This is a genomic window from Neisseria sp. P0008.S002 (assembly GCF_051962805.1).
GTDB lineage: Bacteria > Pseudomonadota > Gammaproteobacteria > Burkholderiales > Neisseriaceae > Neisseria > Neisseria perflava.
On sequence record NZ_JBQCUY010000001.1, the window covers coordinates 1 to 17,235 of the forward strand.

Consider the following 17,235-nt stretch of genomic DNA (forward strand, 5'->3'; position numbering starts at 1 on the left):
TCATTAGACAACTCTAATTTTGAAATTTTACTTTTAGGCTTTAAATTTCTTGCAATTGATTTATCAATAATATTAGAGTATTCATTTGATGTTAACAGTGTAGCGACAAGAAGGGGAACAGAAAAAATTTTATCACCATTCCCACAAAATACACCTTTATTTTTTAAGGTATTATTTATTTCACCTTCAGAAATATGTTTGCTATTGAGAAGAACTCGTAATTCATTTCCAGATGGAATCAAACCTTTTAGATCTAATTTATTTTCCATTGTTTACTCCTGAAGCAAATCTAAAATTGAACTATTGTAAGAAAAAGGAATGATCTCTTCTCTTCTATCTTTAAATAAAGAACGAATCATTTTAGCCATATCTTTATTGATGACCGAATTGTAATCAGGAAATCCAATATAAATTTTTGCAACTAAGCCAGCAGAAAAATTTAAAGCATAGGCCATAAGATTTTTATACGCTATATCGCTGAAACTTTCCCTACTATATAAGTAAAATTGATTTTGACTATCTGCTGAAACAATAACTGGTATAATATCTGAAACAATTAACTCTATAGGTAAAAAATGACCTTTTCTATCTGATTCAACTGAAATAGAAGTTCCGATCTTAGGATAATAAAATTGATACTCTCCTTTATTAGATCGTTTTTCTAAATCATTTATTACTTTTAAAAGAAAGCTTGCTCTAGCGCTATCTATAATATAATAGGGGGTATCGCCCTTTAAATCTGGTCTAGACTTTGCAATAATAGGCAAAATGCTTCGATCAATTTCATTTTTATTACTATGTAACCAAATCAGTATCCCAATATCTTTTCGATTCTTTTTGATGGTAGTCAGCCCAATCAATGAATTGAATTCTTCATCATACTTTGCACATGCAATAATTTCCTCAAGCCCTTTAATATGACTCCTGAATTCGCTAGTAACAGCAGACTCACTAGTTCCATATCCTTCCATTTTATGTTTAACAGAAATATGAGCTATAACCGTCGTATCATCATGAAATGGAGTATCATATAAATATATTATATCCTCTCCATGACTTTTCTTTTGATTTCCTGAACTATTTACATGATTATCATCAGAGCATGCAATCGAAATATTATGAATTTGTTCTTTCCACCCTATTTTCTCTAACAATTTTTCAGCAATCTTCTCACCAATATCACCAGATTTTTTTGAAATTTCACCTGCCATATTATTTTCCTTCTTTAATATCAACGATTGCTTTATAACCAAAATCAGTCTTTTGAACTTCAAATGACATAATTTTTGTATTAGGATTTGAAATCACAATTTCTATGCCATCTAATAACGGAATTTTCTTTGATATTACTTTGATATATTTTGATAGTCTTGATTTATCAACTGAAAAATCCACATCTAAATCAACCCCATGTTTAATACCAAATCCATCTACAATAGAATTAATATCTTCTTCACGAAGAAAATTACTAGATATTTTTTTTAACTGATTAATTGAGAATGAATCTTCATTTGCTAAAGATTCTGAAAATTTCAAAATATTTTCTGGATTCGTAATTTTCTTGGAAATTGCAGCACTAATGCCACCGATTATTTGTGTATATTTTTTAGGAGTATTTTTAGGAGTTGCTTTTATAAATGACTCTAACCAATATTTGGTTTTCTTTCCTAAGCTATCAATAATAAAAGTAATATCTTCAATAGATAAAATTACAGCGCCTTTTTGAATAGAATCGATAGCAATACCATCTCGTTTAATAATCTCAATGATTCCATTGTGATTTTCAATATCTAAATAACTGTTTTTGGTCTCAATTCTAAATAAGCCAATAGCCTGAATATATTGTTCAGCATATTTTATTCCAGTAAATAATATTTCAATAAATTCTCCTCCGCCAATATTTGGGTGAGATGAGCAAATATATAAATGTTTTGCTATAGCCAAAGAAGCATTAAAGAAATTTTCATTATCTTCAAATATCAGCGATGTATAATGCTTAACTAAATTAAGATTGATATTAGATTCATGAGTTAGAGTATATTCATTTTCACTCCTTAAAACAGGAAGAAGAAAATGTTTTAATAAAAGTTCATCTAACGCTGAGTGGCTTTCTAGTTCAGCATCTGATAACTGCATACCTTCATCTCTGAACTGATTCCCTATTTTATGAACAATTACTTTTTCAACTTTTGCTTCACTTAAATCAAATTTCTCAGTCATTATCTTATCTCCACCAATCACTCGTAATTTTCATTACGAGTCAATTATCTTCCTACTTTTAGGAGAATGCAATATTTTTTTTCTAAAGCTGTTAAGTTAATCAAAACACCAAACTCTCTCCCTTCAAAAACGCTGTATCCTCCCAAGAAAGCCCCGCCACATCATCATACAAATCAAGTCCAATCAGCGTATAAAACTGTTTGCCGAAGTTTTTCTCGTTAATCGGTTCGATACGTCCCGCTTTATACAAAGCGGCGAGGGCTTTTTCGGGGATTTGGACGGTGTAGGGTTGCAATTTGCGTAGCAGTCCGCCAATGTGGTCGGCGTGGTGCAGGCTGCTAATGAGGTTTTCGGCATCAACATCGAACGGAATAATCAGCGGCTGCATATGGCTTTCGATCATGCGGAACTTGTCGGCGATGGTTTGGAATGGGAAATCGAGGCTTTGCCCTGCATCGTTGTGCATTTTCAGGATTTTTTTATTGTCCAGTTCGCTGCCTTTTAATTGATAAAGCTCGGCGAAGTAGGCGGCGACGGCTTGGGTAGATAAGAGATCGTCTGAAAAGCTGTCGGCGGTCAGACGCATGACGGCTGCTTGGGCTGCAAGTTCTGGAGGGGCTTTCCATTGTTCTTCGGGCGCGAATATCCAGACAAAACTGTTTTCAGACGGCCTTTTGCCTTCGCGGTTGCAGCGTCCGGCGGCTTGGGCGACGCTGTCCAAGCCTGCCTCAGCGCGCATCACCAGCGGAAAATCCACATCAACGCCGGCTTCGATTAAGGAGGTGGCGATAACGCGGCAGGGTTTGCCGTTTTTCAGACGGCCTCGGATTTCATCGAGCTTTTGGCTACGGTGTTTGGCGCACATTAAGGTAGTCAGGTGGAATGTGCCCTCAAGGTATTTGGCTTGGTCGTAGAGGCTGCGGGCGTGGCGGCGGTTATTGACGATGACGAGCATTTGCGGGTGTTCGCCAAGTTTGGCGAGCAGGTCGGCGTCGGTTTGTGTGCCAATGTGTTGCACGCTGGTGCGGCGCAGTTTGTCGAAAAGTGCGGTCGGTTTTGGGGCTATTTCGCGCACGTTTTCAAAGCCGCGATAGAAGCCGTTTTCGGCTTGCACGGCTGGCTGGGTGGCGGTGCACATGACGACGCTGCAGCGGTAGTTTTGCGCCAATTCTTTGATGGCTTGCATGATAGGCAGCAACAGATTGAGCGGCAGCATTTGCGCTTCGTCGAGGATGATGACGGAGCCTGCGATGTTGTGCAGCTTGCGGCAGCGCGAGGAGCGGTCGGCAAAGAGGGATTCAAAGAATTGCACGGCAGTGGTCACGACAATCGGCGCGTCCCAGTTTTCCGAGGCAAGTCGCAATTTGTCTTTGGTGGCCTCATTTTGCAGTTTGCCATCGTCGAAGGTGCTGTGGTGTTCCAACACGGCTTGTTCGCCCAATTCGCCAAAGGCTTTGCGGAATTCAGCGGCATTTTGTTCGATGATGCTGGTGAACGGGATGACGTAAATCACGCGCCGCATACCGTGCCGTTTGGCGTATTCCAGCGCAAATGCCATGGAAGTGAAAGTTTTGCCGCCGCCGGTCGGCACGGTGAGCGTGAACAGCCCTTGCGGTTGTGCCGCTTGTTCTACGGCATGATCGAGAATTTCGCTGCGCAGGCGGTTTAAGGCGGCATTGCGTTTTTCAGCTTCGGTTTGCTCTGAAGCTTGGGCGACACGTCGTCGGAAAGCGTTGATAAATTGATTGAAATTGTGTTGTAAGGCGTTTAAATCGGGATAACCGCCGCGCTCGACGGCGTTGTTTTCTAGGTTTAAATAAAAGGCTTCGGTATCGAGATAATCGGCATCCACTAAACAGGAATAGAGCATTCGGGTAAAGAAGGCGTAGGAGAAAAAAGGATGATGCGCATCGGCTTTGAGTGGTGGGGCGGACAGGTTTTGAGGGAGCTTGATTTCTTGTTGCCATAGGTTATCGAGGGTGGGAATATCTGCGCCGAACTGCAACGCCAAACGCTGTTTTAACGTGCGGCGGTTATCGCCTTCGCCATTTCCATTTGCCAGCCCGGCATGATGCCCCGCAATGCAAAACGCCATCAGCTTGCCGATAACATTTCCCCAACGCTCGATGGCAACTTTGGCTCCGGCAGTAGCATGATCGACTGATGGGCCACCATGCAATCGGTGATTAAAGGGTTCCGAATATTTCCCTAAGTCATGAAGCTGTCCCGTCTGGTAGGCAATTTCCTGCGCCCCGAATACCCGAGCAAACTCCGCCGCTATTTCCCCAACATTGACCAAATGGCTTTGCAAGGTTTGCCAACGTTCATAAGGTAAGAGATTACCGAGTTTATCTTGCGCGGAATGGGCGTAGTAAATTAAGGGTTTCATATTGAAATTCTAAAAAATTCAAACTGATATCATGCAATGATAATATGATATTAAATTTAATATGTAAATAGAAAAAATGCCGTCTGAAACTTTTTCAGACGGCATTGTCATTTATTACCTTTATAACTTACTTCTAATATCCTCCACTGCTTTCACTAAAGCCTCGGAAAGCGAAGGATCAAAAGAAGAGTGGCCTGCTTGGACGATTCTCAATTCCGCTTCTGGGAAGGCTTGCGAGAGTTCCCACGCGCTTTGCATCGGGGTGCATAGGTCGTAGCGGCCTTGGACGATGATGGTTGGGATATGGCGGATTTTGTCGATGTTTGCCAAGATAGCTTTATCGCCCTGCAACCAACCTTCGTTCACGAAGTAATGGTTTTCCATTCTTGCGATGGCAAGGGAGGCTTGCGGGTCTTCATCTACGTCTTTAGGTTCAAACCGAATAAGGTAGCTTTCCCAATCTGCCCATGATTTAGCTGCTTTGAGGCGCGTAGCTTCATCTTCGCTGAACAGCATTTCATGGTAGGCTTTAATTAGGGCTTGGCGTTTGTTTTCGGCTACGGGGGCAATGAATTTTTGCCATTGAGCCGGATAAATTTGGCTTACGCCACCTGCTTCGTTCAACCATGCCATTTCAGACGGCCTGCACAGGAAAATACCGCGCAAAACTAAGCCGCTGACGCGATCGGGATGGGTTTCGGCATAAGTCAGCGACAAGGTGCTGCCCCATGAGCCGCCGAAAACCAGCCATTTTTGAATGCCGAGCATTTCGCGTACTTTTTCAATATCGGCAACCAAATCCCATGTGGTGTTGTCTTCAATACAGGCATACGGTTTAGAGCGTCCGCAACCGCGTTGATCAATGATGACGATGCGGAAATGCTCTGGGTTGAAAAAGCCGCGACAGGCCGGTGATGCGCCTGCTCCGGGGCCGCCATGCAGGAAAATCACGGGGTGGCCATCAGGATTGCCTGACTCTTCCCAGTAGATTTCGTGAATGTCGGATACGCGCAAAAGGCCGCTATTTCGTGGTTCTTGAATCGGATGCATGAGCTTTCTCCTTTGTCTGATGAATAGGTTGATTGTAACACTTTACCTGCTGATTTTTCAGACGGCCTACATAGGTTTATCGCCACAAATGGCGTAAAATAGCACTTTTTTGACAGGATTATTTATGACTGACAACAAACAAACACATGCGGCACCCGAAGGACAACTTTTATTGCGTACGGTAGCCATGCCGCGCGATACCAACCCTAATCAGGATATCTTCGGCGGCTGGATTATGTCGCAAATGGATCTAGGCGGCGGTATTTTGGCGGCAGAAATCGCACAGGGACGAATTGTAACCGTAGCCGTTCAAGAAATGAATTTCATCAGACCGGTAAAGGTCGGCAACGTCGTGTGCTGCTACGGTCATTGTGTCCGCGTAGGCAATACTTCTTTGCAACTGAAAATCGAGGTATGGGTTAAGACTTTGATGAACGATATGGTAACGGAAGACCGCCAACTGGTCACCGAAGCCGTGTTCACTTACGTCGCTATCGATGCACAAGGCAATCCGCGCCCTATTCCTCGCGAAGGCAATGCAAAGCTGGCACATTTGTAAGTTTAAAAATCAAAACAAGGCCGTCTGAAACCTCAATGTTCAGACGGCCTTTTTTCATACAGAAGCAAAATGTAACCAGCAATATGATGATCATGTCTTTAGGCAGATTGGCCGGACGGATTTCCTCCAAAATGCTGCTGCGCAACTGGGTTATCGTCTGCATGGGCAATTTGGTGGGCACACTGGCAATGGCTTTTTTCCTTGGGTACTATGTCGGTATGATTGAAGGCAGCATGGCAGAAAAAACCATTGCTGTGGCGGAGGCAAAAGTCCATATGGATTTCGGCCGCGCTTTTGTATCGGCAGTAGCATGTAACTGGATGGTCTGCATGGGCGCGTGGCTGCATTTTGCCGCTAAAAACACAACCGGACGAATGCTGGCCATTTGGTTCCCCGTCATGATTTTCGTATTAAACGGCTTCCAACACCTTGTCGCCAATATGTTCGTTATCCCAGCGGGTATTCTGGCAGGCGCAAACATCACATGGGGGCAATTTTTCTTTAACATGATTCCCGTATTCTTGGGCAATGTCGTCGGTGGTGCATCCTTTGTCGGCGCGTCTTATCTTTATACTTATAAAGACACGCTGAAAGATAGTGCCGAATAGCCCTGCTTTAGAAACAACAAAACCTGCTTTGAGAAAGCAGGTTTTGTTTCAGACGGCATTGGTATTAAGTTTTAAAATCCATTCGGACACATTATTCAGATAAATCATCCAAACGAAAAAAGAGCCGTTTTTAAAACGACTCTTTCCAATTTTTTGGTCGGAGTGAAAGGATTCGAACCTTCGACCCCTTGCACCCCATGCAAGTGCGCTACCAGACTGCGCCACACTCCGACTCGATAAGCTCTGAATTCTAGTTTCAAACGCTGATTTTGACAAGTGCTTTTTAGAAAGGGAAATTTACTCGTTTGAAAACATTTAAATTATTTGTAAACAAAAAAAGGCCGTCTAAAATCATTCAGACGGCCTTTGATTATCCAGGCAAATATCAAGCTTCAACCGGAATAATACCGATTTTGGCCTGCCATTGTTTTGGCGCAATGGCGTGAACCGATTCACCGTTGCTATCCACCGCAACGGTCACAGGCATGTCTTTGACTTCAAATTCGTAAATCGCTTCCATACCCAATTCTGGGAACGCCAAGACTTTAGATGCTTTAATGGCTTTGGCAACCAGATATGCCGCGCCGCCGACAGCCATCAGGTAAACGGCTTTATTATCGGCAATGGCTTGGCAAGTTGCTGCACCGCGTTCGGATTTACCGATCATACCCAGGAGGCCGGTTTGTTCCAGCATTTGGCGGGTAAACTTATCCATACGGGTGGAAGTAGTCGGACCGGCCGGGCCAACAACTTCGTCACGGACTGGATCAACCGGGCCAACGTAGTAAATCAGTTTGTTGGTGAAATCTACCGGCAATTCTTCGCCTTTGTTGAGCATATCAACCAAACGTTTGTGCGCGGCATCGCGTCCGGTCAGGATTTTACCGTTCAGCAACAACACGTCGCCGGTTTTCCATGTTGCCACTTCTTCTTTGGTCAGATTGTTGACATCGACACGTTTGCCGTTGTCCGGGCTGTAAGTCAAATCCGGCCAGTCTTCCAAAGATGGGGCTTCCAGTTTGGCCGGGCCTGAGCCGTCCAATTCAAATTCGATGTGGCGGGTAGCCGCGCAGTTTGGAATCATGGCAATCGGTTTGGAAGCCGCGTGGGTTGGGTAGTCAAGGATTTTGACATCCAGCACGGTGCTCAAACCGCCCAAACCTTGTGCGCCGATGCCCAAGGCATTTACTTTTTTGTAGAGTTCCAAGCGTAGGGCTTCGGTTGTAGACAATTCTGCACCGGAATCGGCTTTTTCTTTGAGTTCCTGAATATCGATATGGCTCATCAGGCTTTCTTTGGCCATCAACACTGCTTTTTCAGGCGTACCGCCGATGCCGATACCCAAAATGCCCGGAGGACACCAGCCGGCACCCATTTGAGGAACGGTTTTCAATACCCAATCAACGATATTGTCTGAAGGGTTGAGCATGGCAACTTTGGTTTTGTTTTCAGAACCGCCGCCTTTGGCTGCGCAAGTGACTTCGACTTTGTCGCCCTTTACGATTTCCATATGTACAACGGCAGGGGTGTTGTCTTTGGTATTTTGACGTTTACCAGCCGGATCGGCCAATACAGAGGCGCGCAGTTTGTTGTCAGGATAGGTGTATGCACGGCGTACGCCTTCGTTAACCATTTCCTGTACGCTCATCTCGGCATCCCACTGTACATCCATGCCCACTTTCAAGAATACGGTCGCAATACCGGTATCCTGACAAATCGGACGATGGCCTTCAGCACACATACGGCTATTGACCAAAATCTGCGCCATCGCATCTTTGGCGGCAGGGTTTTCTTCTTTTTGATAAGCCTTATACAAAGCCTGAATGTAGTCTTTAGGATGGTAGTAGCTGATGAATTGGAAAGCATCGAAAATACTTTGGATAAAGTCTTCTTGCTTGATGACGGTCATGATTGTGTTCCTTTTCGGGAGTCATGGTAGGAAGGGTTTGTTTATTTTTTAAGAGACCGATTTTTTCAGACGGCCTTCAATAGTGTAATAGTGCTTTCAAATGAATAATTCAGACAATATCATTTTCATACCTTATTGATTTAAATAGAATTTAATATCGTATTAAATCACTTGGTTATTGATAATATATATCCACTGACCATTCACTTACACAGAAATAAAATTACATTATTTTTAAATGATATTCTAATTACAAGTCCGTCTGAAAATGTTTGCTTTAAGTATCTGAGAAAGAAATTTAGTAGCTTGTATTTAAAAGGAAACTACCTAAATTTCAGACGGCCTTTCTTATTTTCCAATACGATACACAATTGTAAAATCTGTGTCATTTTCTCCCTCAATCTTCTTGACTGATATCAAACTCATTTAATTTTCTGAAATTTTATAACAATCTTTTCACTTACTTACCTATAAGAATATTATTCAATATATACAACAATCTATGTAAAATTGTCTAACATATAATAATGATTTTTACTAGTAAATATACGAATATTTTAAAATTTATAATAAAAAAGTAATTTTATTTTACTTTTAAAATCAAGTTGTTGTAATAAATTTGTCTAAATAATAGGCATATTTTGTTTGCAATCCTCCTTCTATAAAACCTTAGGTTACCCCTATCATCAAAACCACTAAATTCTGATACACTTCGACTCATAAAGATAAACATTGATTTTAAAAGAATTTCCGAGTAAATCACTTGGATATTTTCCTCATACGCAATAAATGTAATAAAAATACAATTAATCAAATTACCCACTATTCCAACTTCCAATTTCACAGGAACAAACCATGAGTGAAAATTTGTTAACCCTGACCATAGACGGCCATGAAGTCAAAGCTTCCGCCGACTCGTCAATCATCCAAGCCTATGCCCGTTCAGGCAATGCGATTACTGCCAATGTCGGCTGTATGGGTCAAGGCGTATGCGGTTCCTGCCGCTGCATGATTCGTAAAGAAGGCGAGCGCGAAGTAACCACCGCACTGGCATGCGAGACTAAAGTTGAAGAAGGCATGCATATCAGCTTCTTGGACTACTTTATTCCCGAGCATATCCAATATTACGACGTCGGGGAAATTGGTGACGGCTGGAACTGGTTGGACGATACCGCCAAAGCCTTCCCAGAAGCGCAAAACTGCCGTCATTGCGGCGGCTGCAATCGCGCCTGTCCTAAAGGTTTGCAAGTAGAAAACGGCGTAGCGCAGGTAGTTTCCGGCGATTTCGGCGCAGCTGCGCTGACCTTTGACCAATGCGTGATGTGCAACCTCTGCACCCTCTCCTGCCCAGAACACATCCGTCCGAACCACTTGGGCCTGTTCGCCCGCCGTATGAAAGCGGCGCGTACGTTGCGCCCTGTGGATTTGATGCGCCGCCTACGCGAAATCGACAGCGGCAAAATGAAAGTCGAATTTGAAGAGGAGTCAGTGTAATGGTTAACAAAATCCAAGGCATAGACTACGAAACCGCCCTTGCCAACCTGCGTGCGTCCTCATTGGAGCTGCGTGGCGATTTACCTGAAAAGAACGAATTACTGAGCCAATTTCACCCTGACTATCAGGCAAATGCGCGTGTGAAACTACCTATCGGTCCAAACCAAGGCGATTACTGCCATCCTGATTTGGCGAAACTGCTGATCAGTCATCCACTGATTGACGACTATGATTTGTCGGGCGCGGAACATTTGAACACTGACGTGCTGGTTATTGGCGGCGGCGGTGCGGGCGCGGCAGCGGCATTGTCTGCGACTGAAGCCGGCGCACGCGTCATCATGGCGAACAAACTGCGTATCGGCGACAGCAATACCGTGATGGCCGAAGGCGGCATTCAAGCAGCGGTCGGCGCAGAAGACAGCCTGCAACAACACTTTGACGACACCATCAAAGGCGGCCACAACGTCGGCAAAAAAGAATTGGTGGCACAAATGGTTACCGATGCGCCGTCCGCCATCCGCTGGCTGATTGGCTTGGGCATGACCTTCGACCTTGCCAAAGGCGCGGACAGCAACGGCATGTTGAGCCGCAAACGCGCAGGCGGTACGACCGTACCGCGCATCCTGAGCTACCGCGACTTTACCGGCCTCGAAATGATGCGCGTACTGCGCGAGGCTGTCGAACTCGACGAAAACATCACCCAGCTCAACCGCCACCCCGCCATCGAATTATTGTCGGACGAACACGGCCGCTGCGTCGGCGCGATTTTGTACGATTTGGAAAAACGCTCTTTGGTGTTGGTTCACGCCAAAGCCGTGGTATTGGCAACCGGCGGCAGCGGACGCCTGCATTTGCAGGGTTTTGCCACTTCCAACCACTATGGCGCGACTGCAGACGGCCTGGTAATGGCTTACCGTATCGGTGCCAAACTGCGCGATGTCGATTCTTTCCAATACCACCCGACCGGTGTTGCCCACCCTCCGCACTTGGCAGGCGCGCTGATTTCCGAAGCCGTGCGCTCCGCAGGCACCAAGCTGGTCAACGGTTTGGGCGAACGTTTCGTTGACGAATTGCAACCGCGCGACGTTGTTGCCGCTGCGATTCTGCGCGAATGCCGCGAAGGCCGCGGCGTGGTACGCGATGGTCAAGTCGGCGTGTTCCTCGACACCCCGCGCCTGATTGCTAACGACCCTGACGTATTGAACCGTCTAGTAACACTCGGCCATGTTGCCCACAAATGCGGCATCGACCCTGCTGTTGAGCCGGTCATGATTCATCCGACCCTGCACTATCAAAACGGCGGTATCGAAATCAACGGCAACGGCGCGACCTGCGTCGAAGGCCTCTATTGCGCCGGCGAAGTAACCGGCGGCATTCACGGCCGCAACCGTCTGATGGGCAATGCACTTTTGGACATCATCAGCTTCGGTCGCCGTGCCGGTAAAGCCGCGGCAAATTGCGGCCTGCCGCTGAAAAAAGTACGCGGCGGTGTCGGACACGTCCACGACCTGCAACGCGAAATGACCCGGGCCGGCCTGACCAGCGACATCAAAGCCCCCGTTTTATATCCCGACTACGGCAAATTCGATTTGCGCGAACACGCCGGTTTGCAGGAGCAACAATCATGAATCAAGCCAATCAAAACTTACTGCATCCTTCCCGCCAAGTCGGCGCAGATTTAGCCGCGTGGCGCAAAGTCGGCGGCGGCGAAGGCCTGCTGGCTGCGCTTGCCGATCCTCAAAGCATTGTTTCCAAACTGCAAGATGCCAATCTTTGCGGTATGGGCGGTGCAGGTTTCCCGACTTGGCGCAAATGGGAGGCCGCCGTTGCCGCCCAAAGCAAAAATGGCGACAAATACGTCGTCTGTAATGCCAACGAAGACGAACCGGGTACATTTAAAGACCGCGTACTGCTGGCAAATACGCCGCACCAAGTCATCGAAGGCGTCCTGATTGCCGCCGTTGCCTGCCGTGCCAATAAAGCAATTTTGTACGTCAACCCTCATCAAACCGAATCCATCGCTTCCATCACACCGGCCATCGAGCAATGGAAAAACAGCGATTTGTTTATCCGCATCGAAAACTACTTGGGTAAACCTTTGGACTTGCAACTGGTTGAAACTTCAGGCCGTTATATCGGCGGCGAAGAAACTGCCGTAATTTCATGGCTGGAGGGCGGTTTCCCCTTCCCCCGCCGCAAGCCGCCTTTCCCCGCCGAAAGCGGTGTCAACGGTGAGCCGACCCTTATCAACAATACCGAAACCTTCGCCAATATTCCGCAAATCCTTGCCAAAGGCGCGGAATGGTACAAATCTTTGGGTTTGGGCGATGCGGCCGGTACAAAACTCTACTCTCTCTCCGGCGACGTATTGAATCCGGGCCTGTACGAACTGCCAATGGGCACGACCTTGCAATCGCTGATTTACGATCACGGCGGCGGTATGCTCGAAGGCCGTACGTTTAAAGCCGTATTTACCGGCGGCCCGTCAAACACGCTTTTGACCGTAAAAGATTTGGATGTGCCTTTGGACTTCGTGTCCGTACGCGAACGCAAATCCAGCCTCGGTACCGGCGCGATGATTGTGATTTCCGAAGGCACCAGCGTGGTGCGCAAAGTGGCCGAGTATGTGGAATTTTTCGCTTCCAACTCATGCGGTCAATGCCCGCCTTGCAAAGGCGGCACATTCCAGCTTTCCCGCCTGCTCAACCGCGTGGACACCGGTATCGGCACTTCCGACGACCTGCGCGCCCTGCAAAGCCTGTGCCAACTGTTGCCACGAAGCGGCCGTTGCGGTTTGATTGACGGCGCAGTTACCGTGTTGCAAAGCTCGCTGCGTACCTTCCCCGAAGAGTACGGCCTGCCGCAAGAACAGGAGTAAAACGGCGTTGTTTTCAGACGGCCTGTTACTATAAAGGCCGTCTGAAAAACGATACCCGACTCCCATTCTCTTCTTTCCAAGATGGAAGAGAAACCCAATAAGAAAAATACCTTCCGAACCTACCAAAATACGTTCAGACAGGCTTAAGCGACACTCAGGCCGTCTGAAAACAGATTTCCCAATACTTTAATCCTCAAATTAGGAGATTCAAAATGGGCTTCAAGCCAATTCCTGCTGCGGTCGCACTTGTGCTGACGCTGCTTATCTGGTTCGTTATCCCCGTTCCTCAAGGCGTATCGCCTGACGCATGGCATCTTTTGGCATTGTTTGTCGGCATCATTGCCGGCATCATCGGCAAAGCCATGCCTATTGGCGCCATGGCGATTTTGGGCATTACCTTGGTTGCACTGACCGGCGTGACCAATGAAAAAGCCGCCGACGCAACCAAAGACGCTTTGAGCAGCCTCAACAACTCACTCATCTGGATGATCGGTATCGCCATCATCATCTCGCGTGGCCTGTTGAAAACCGGCTTGGGTATGCGTATCGGCTACCTCTTGATTTCCCTCTTCGGCAAACGCACGCTGGGCGTAGGTTACAGCTTAGCGCTTGCCGACTTGGTCATCGGTCCGGTAACGCCGAGTAATACCGCGCGCGGCGGTGCCATCGTACATCCGATTATGAAATCCATTGCCTTGAGCTTCGACTCCGACCCTGAAAAGGGTACGGAAGGCAAAATCGGTAAATACCTTTCACTGGTCAACTTCCACTCCAATGTAATTACCTGACTGATTTTTATCACCGCCACCGCACCTAATCCACTGGTGGTCGAATTGGTTGCCAAAGCCACCAATTCACAAATCCAACTCTCTTGGGGTACTTGGTTCTTGGCAATGATCGTACCCGGCCTGCTTGCTATGCTACTGATGCCGCTGGTGCTGTATTTCCTGTATCCGCCTGAAATCAAACAAACCCCTAACGCCACTGCATTGGCAAAAGAGCATTTGACCCAAATGGGACCGATGAAGCGTGAAGAAAAAATCATGCTCGGTATTTTCCTGGTTCTGCTGCTGTTGTGGGCGGGTATTCCTGAGATGCTGTTTGGCGTGAAAGTGGACGCTACTGCCACCACCTTCCTCGGCTTGAGCCTGTGCCTGTTGACCGGCGTACTGACTTGGGACGACGCGCTGAAAGAAAAAAGCGCGTGGGATACCATTGTTTGGTTTGCTGCCTTGGTGATGATGGCAAACTTCCTCAACAAACTGGGCCTCATCAGTTGGTTGTCCGACTCCATGCAAGGCGGTATCGCCCACATGGGTTTGGGTTGGGAAGCCGGTTGTGCCCTGTTGATGCTGGCCTACCTCTACGCCCACTACGTTTTCGCCAGCGGTACGGCACACGTTACCGCCATGTTCGGCGCATTCTACGGCGCAGGCTTGGCCTTGGGCGCACCACCGATGCTGTTTGCCCTGATTATGGCAGCCGCTACCGGCATCATGATGTCGCTGACCCACTACGCTACCGGTTCTGCACCTGTCATTTACTGCTCCAACTATGTAACCATGACCGAATGGTGGAAAGCCGGCTTCATCATGAGCGTGCTCGAAATCCTGATTTTCGGCACTGTCGGTATCTTGTGGTGGAAAGTTTTGGGCTACTGGTAACCTTCTGGCTTATTTAAAACTCAGGCCGTCTGAAAACTCCAATTTCAGACGGCCTTTTGTTACAATTTCATTTTTACCGAACACACTCAATTACCGTGAAAATACTCATCCTCGGCAGCGGCCAAGTCGGCTCGACCGTCGCCCAAAACCTTGCCTCCGTTCCCAGCAACGACGTTACCATCATCGACATCGACGAAAAAGCGCTCAACCGCATCAGCAGCCGCCTCGATGTCCAAACCATCGTCGGCAACGGCGCATCGCCCTTTACCCTCGAACAGGCAGGTGCGGCGGACTCCGACCTCCTGCTTGCCCTGACCCGCAGCGACGAAACCAACATCGTTGCCTCCAAAATCGCCGCCGACCTGTTCAACATCCCCGGCCGTATTGCACGCGTACGCTCAAGCGAATACCTCGAATATCCGGTTGCCGGCAGCGACAAACCCGAAGAAGGCAGCCTCAACATCTTCGGCATTACCGAAACCATCAGCCCAGAACAACTGGTTACAGAACAACTTGTCGGCCTGCTCAGCTACACCAGCGCATTACAGGTACTCAGCTTTGCCAACGACCAAGTCCGCATGGTGATTGTTCAAGCTCGCAAAGGCGGTTTGCTGATCAGCCGTGAAATTGCCGACATCAACCAACATCTCCCCGAAGGCGCGGACTGCCAAATCTGCGCCATCTACCGCAACAACCGCCTTATCGTCCCCACGCCGCAAACCGTCATCATCGAAGGTGACGAGGTACTTTTTACCGCCGACATCAGCAGCGTCAACATCATCATGCGCGAACTGCGCCCCAAAGAAGCGCGTACCCGCCGCATCATGATTGCCGGCGGCGGTAACATCGGCTACCGCCTCGCCAAACAGCTCGAATCCAAATACGACATCAAAATCATCGAATACAAACCCCACCGCGCCGAATGGCTAGCCGAGAATCTGGACAACACCCTCGTCCTGCAAGGTTCCGCCACCGATGAAACCCTGCTGGACGAAGAATACATCGACGAAATCGACGTCTTCTGCGCGCTGACCAACGACGACGAAAACAACATCATGTCCAGCCTGCTGGCGAAAAACCTTGGTGCCAAACGCGTAATCACCATCGTCAACCGCTCAAGTTACGTCGATTTGCTCGAAGGCAACAAAATCGATATCGTCGTTTCCCCCCACCTGATTACCATCGGCTCCATCCTCGCCCACATCCGCCGTGGCGACGTCGTTGCCGTCCATCCTTTGCGCCGCGGTACAGCCGAAGCCATTGAAGTGGTGGTACACGGCGACAAAAACACTTCCGCCATCGTCGGCCGCCGTATCAGCGGCATCAAATGGCCAAGCGACTGCTACATCTCCGCCATCGTCCGCGGCGCAACCGGCGAGGTCATCATGGGACACCACACCGAAACCATCCTCCAAGACGGCGACCACATTATCTTCTTCGTCTCACGCCGCCGCGTTCTGCCGGAACTGGAGAAACTCATTCAAGTTAAAATGGGCTTTTTCGGTTAAACCCAAAATCCGTTTGCTTGAAGCCATAAAAAGGCCGTCTGAAAACCTTTTCAGACGGCCTTTATTTCTTGTTTTATTTATGCTTTGGCAACGCTGTTTTTACGGCCAAACCAAACAAAACCAATCGCACCCAATACAATCATCGGCACGCTCAACCATTGACCCATAGACAAACCCAAGGTCAGCAGGCCGAGATAATCGTCAGGCTGACGGGCAAATTCGGCAATAAAGCGGAACAAACCGTAACCGCCCAAGAACAATGCTGCCGTTTGTCCGGCCGGACGTGGTTTTTTCGAGAAAATCCAAACAATGACAAACAGGCAAATGCCTTCAAGGGCAAACTGGTAAAGCTGAGACGGATGGCGCGGCAGCATGCCGTATTGTTGCAGCCATTCGGCCCACAAAGGATTGTGCGCCGCAGCTTCCGCATCTTCGTAACGCGCTTGGGGGAAACCCATCGCCCAGAAAGCATTGAGTTCGGTAACTCGTCCCCAAAGTTCGCCGTTGATAAAGTTGCCGATACGGCCGGAAGCCAAGCCCAGCGGCACGAGCGGCGCAACGGTATCCATCAGCTTCAAGATACTGATGTTGTGCTTACGGCCAAACAGCCACATGGCAACGACCACGCCCAAAAAGCCGCCGTGAAACGACATGCCGCCTTCCCACACTTTGAAAATATCCAACGGGTTGGCCAAATAGTCGGAAAATTTATAAAACAAAACGTAGCCGATACGGCCGCCCAAGATGACGCCCAAGATACCCCAAGTCAGGAAATCGTCGAGTGTTTCTTTGGTAAACACAGAATTGCCCTGCGCGATACGGCGGCGGCCCAAAATCGTAAACAGGATAAAGCCGACAATATAGCTCAAGGCATACCAGCGGATGGCAAGCGGGCCGATGCTGATCAGCACCGGATCAAACTGGGGATGTATCATCATAATGTGTGTTCCTTATCT

The 17,235-nt window shown here is 47.7% G+C and carries 12 protein-coding genes, 1 tRNA gene and 2 pseudogenes; 7 read left to right on the top strand and 8 right to left on the bottom strand.

Annotated features, from left to right (window positions below):
• From ACTHSA_RS00005 to pip, 5 genes are all read right to left on the bottom strand, one after another.
• Nucleotides 1–269 (bottom strand): hypothetical protein (locus ACTHSA_RS00005; protein WP_440378775.1); only part of this gene is annotated, 269 nt, incomplete at its 3' end.
• 3 nt (nt 270–272) lie between these two features.
• Nucleotides 273–1,211, bottom strand: a complete 939-nt coding sequence (gene gapS4a / locus ACTHSA_RS00010; protein ID WP_070625750.1) for a GapS4a family protein — start codon at nt 1,209–1,211, stop codon at nt 273–275.
• 1 nt (nt 1,212) lies between these two features.
• Nucleotides 1,213–2,241, bottom strand: a complete 1,029-nt coding sequence (locus ACTHSA_RS00015; protein WP_070625752.1) for a nucleoid-associated protein — start codon at nt 2,239–2,241, stop codon at nt 1,213–1,215.
• Nucleotides 2,242–2,320: 79 nt separating this feature from the next.
• Complete coding sequence (locus tag ACTHSA_RS00020) at nt 2,321–4,609, bottom strand: CRISPR-associated helicase/endonuclease Cas3 (protein ID WP_070695383.1); 2,289 nt, start codon at nt 4,607–4,609, stop codon at nt 2,321–2,323.
• 120 nt (nt 4,610–4,729) lie between these two features.
• Entirely contained in the window at nt 4,730–5,659 is a 930-nt protein-coding gene (gene pip / locus ACTHSA_RS00025) for a prolyl aminopeptidase (protein WP_004520759.1), read from the bottom strand.
• A gap of 124 nt (nt 5,660–5,783) precedes the next feature.
• On the opposite strand from pip, the gene yciA reads away from it, so the two are divergent.
• Both yciA and ACTHSA_RS00035 read left to right on the top strand, forming a co-directional pair.
• On the top strand, nt 5,784–6,218 hold the full coding sequence (yciA, locus tag ACTHSA_RS00030) for an acyl-CoA thioester hydrolase YciA (RefSeq protein WP_004520760.1): 435 nt from the start codon (nt 5,784–5,786) through the stop codon (nt 6,216–6,218).
• 71 nt (nt 6,219–6,289) lie between these two features.
• Nucleotides 6,290–6,826: pseudogene (locus ACTHSA_RS00035) on the top strand (formate/nitrite transporter family protein); the annotation flags it as partial.
• A 154-nt stretch (nt 6,827–6,980) separates the two neighbouring features.
• On the opposite strand, the gene ACTHSA_RS00040 reads toward ACTHSA_RS00035, so the two are convergent.
• Nucleotides 6,981–7,057, bottom strand: a tRNA-Pro gene (locus ACTHSA_RS00040).
• Between the two features lie 154 nt (nt 7,058–7,211).
• Nucleotides 7,212–8,735, bottom strand: a complete 1,524-nt coding sequence (locus ACTHSA_RS00045) for a fumarate hydratase (RefSeq protein ID WP_003746217.1) — start codon at nt 8,733–8,735, stop codon at nt 7,212–7,214.
• An 855-nt stretch (nt 8,736–9,590) separates the two neighbouring features.
• Between ACTHSA_RS00045 and ACTHSA_RS00050 the strand changes: the two genes are divergently transcribed.
• The 5 genes and pseudogenes from ACTHSA_RS00050 to trkA all read left to right on the top strand — a co-directional run bounded on the left by ACTHSA_RS00050 (nt 9,591) and on the right by trkA (nt 16,279).
• Entirely contained in the window at nt 9,591–10,229 is a 639-nt protein-coding gene (locus ACTHSA_RS00050; protein WP_004520763.1) for a 2Fe-2S iron-sulfur cluster-binding protein, read from the top strand.
• Nucleotides 10,229–11,857, top strand: a complete 1,629-nt coding sequence (locus tag ACTHSA_RS00055) for an FAD-binding protein (protein ID WP_049335867.1) — start codon at nt 10,229–10,231, stop codon at nt 11,855–11,857. Before ACTHSA_RS00050 ends, ACTHSA_RS00055 begins: the two co-directional genes overlap by 1 nt.
• Nucleotides 11,854–13,107, top strand: a complete 1,254-nt coding sequence (locus ACTHSA_RS00060) for a complex I 51 kDa subunit family protein (protein ID WP_049335869.1) — start codon at nt 11,854–11,856, stop codon at nt 13,105–13,107. Before ACTHSA_RS00055 ends, ACTHSA_RS00060 begins: the two co-directional genes overlap by 4 nt.
• 212 nt (nt 13,108–13,319) lie before the next feature.
• Nucleotides 13,320–14,771, top strand: a pseudogene (locus ACTHSA_RS00065) (DASS family sodium-coupled anion symporter).
• 95 nt (nt 14,772–14,866) lie between these two features.
• Nucleotides 14,867–16,279: a Trk system potassium transporter TrkA gene (gene trkA, locus ACTHSA_RS00070; RefSeq protein WP_049335872.1), complete on the top strand. Its 1,413-nt coding sequence runs from the start codon at nt 14,867–14,869 to the stop codon at nt 16,277–16,279.
• A 77-nt stretch (nt 16,280–16,356) separates the two neighbouring features.
• Here the strand turns inward: trkA and lgt are convergent, their stop codons facing one another.
• Nucleotides 16,357–17,217 (bottom strand): prolipoprotein diacylglyceryl transferase, encoded by an 861-nt coding sequence (gene lgt, locus ACTHSA_RS00075; RefSeq protein ID WP_004520768.1) that lies wholly within the window; start codon nt 17,215–17,217, stop codon nt 16,357–16,359.
• Nucleotides 17,218–17,235: the final 18 nt, after the last annotated feature.

Bases quoted from the DNA above. Each gene is read 5' to 3' on its own strand.
- gapS4a (WP_070625750.1), bottom strand. From the start codon at position 1,211: ATGGCAGGTGAAATTTCAAAAAAATCTGGTGATATTGGTGAGAAGATT.
- ACTHSA_RS00020 (WP_070695383.1), bottom strand. From the start codon at position 4,609: ATGAAACCCTTAATTTACTACGCCCATTCCGCGCAAGATAAACTCGGT.
- pip (WP_004520759.1), bottom strand. From the start codon at position 5,659: ATGCATCCGATTCAAGAACCACGAAATAGCGGCCTTTTGCGCGTATCC.
- yciA (WP_004520760.1), top strand. From the start codon at position 5,784: ATGACTGACAACAAACAAACACATGCGGCACCCGAAGGACAACTTTTA.
- ACTHSA_RS00045 (WP_003746217.1), bottom strand. From the start codon at position 8,735: ATGACCGTCATCAAGCAAGAAGACTTTATCCAAAGTATTTTCGATGCT.
- ACTHSA_RS00050 (WP_004520763.1), top strand. From the start codon at position 9,591: ATGAGTGAAAATTTGTTAACCCTGACCATAGACGGCCATGAAGTCAAA.
- ACTHSA_RS00055 (WP_049335867.1), top strand. From the start codon at position 10,229: ATGGTTAACAAAATCCAAGGCATAGACTACGAAACCGCCCTTGCCAAC.
- ACTHSA_RS00060 (WP_049335869.1), top strand. From the start codon at position 11,854: ATGAATCAAGCCAATCAAAACTTACTGCATCCTTCCCGCCAAGTCGGC.
- lgt (WP_004520768.1), bottom strand. From the start codon at position 17,217: ATGATGATACATCCCCAGTTTGATCCGGTGCTGATCAGCATCGGCCCG.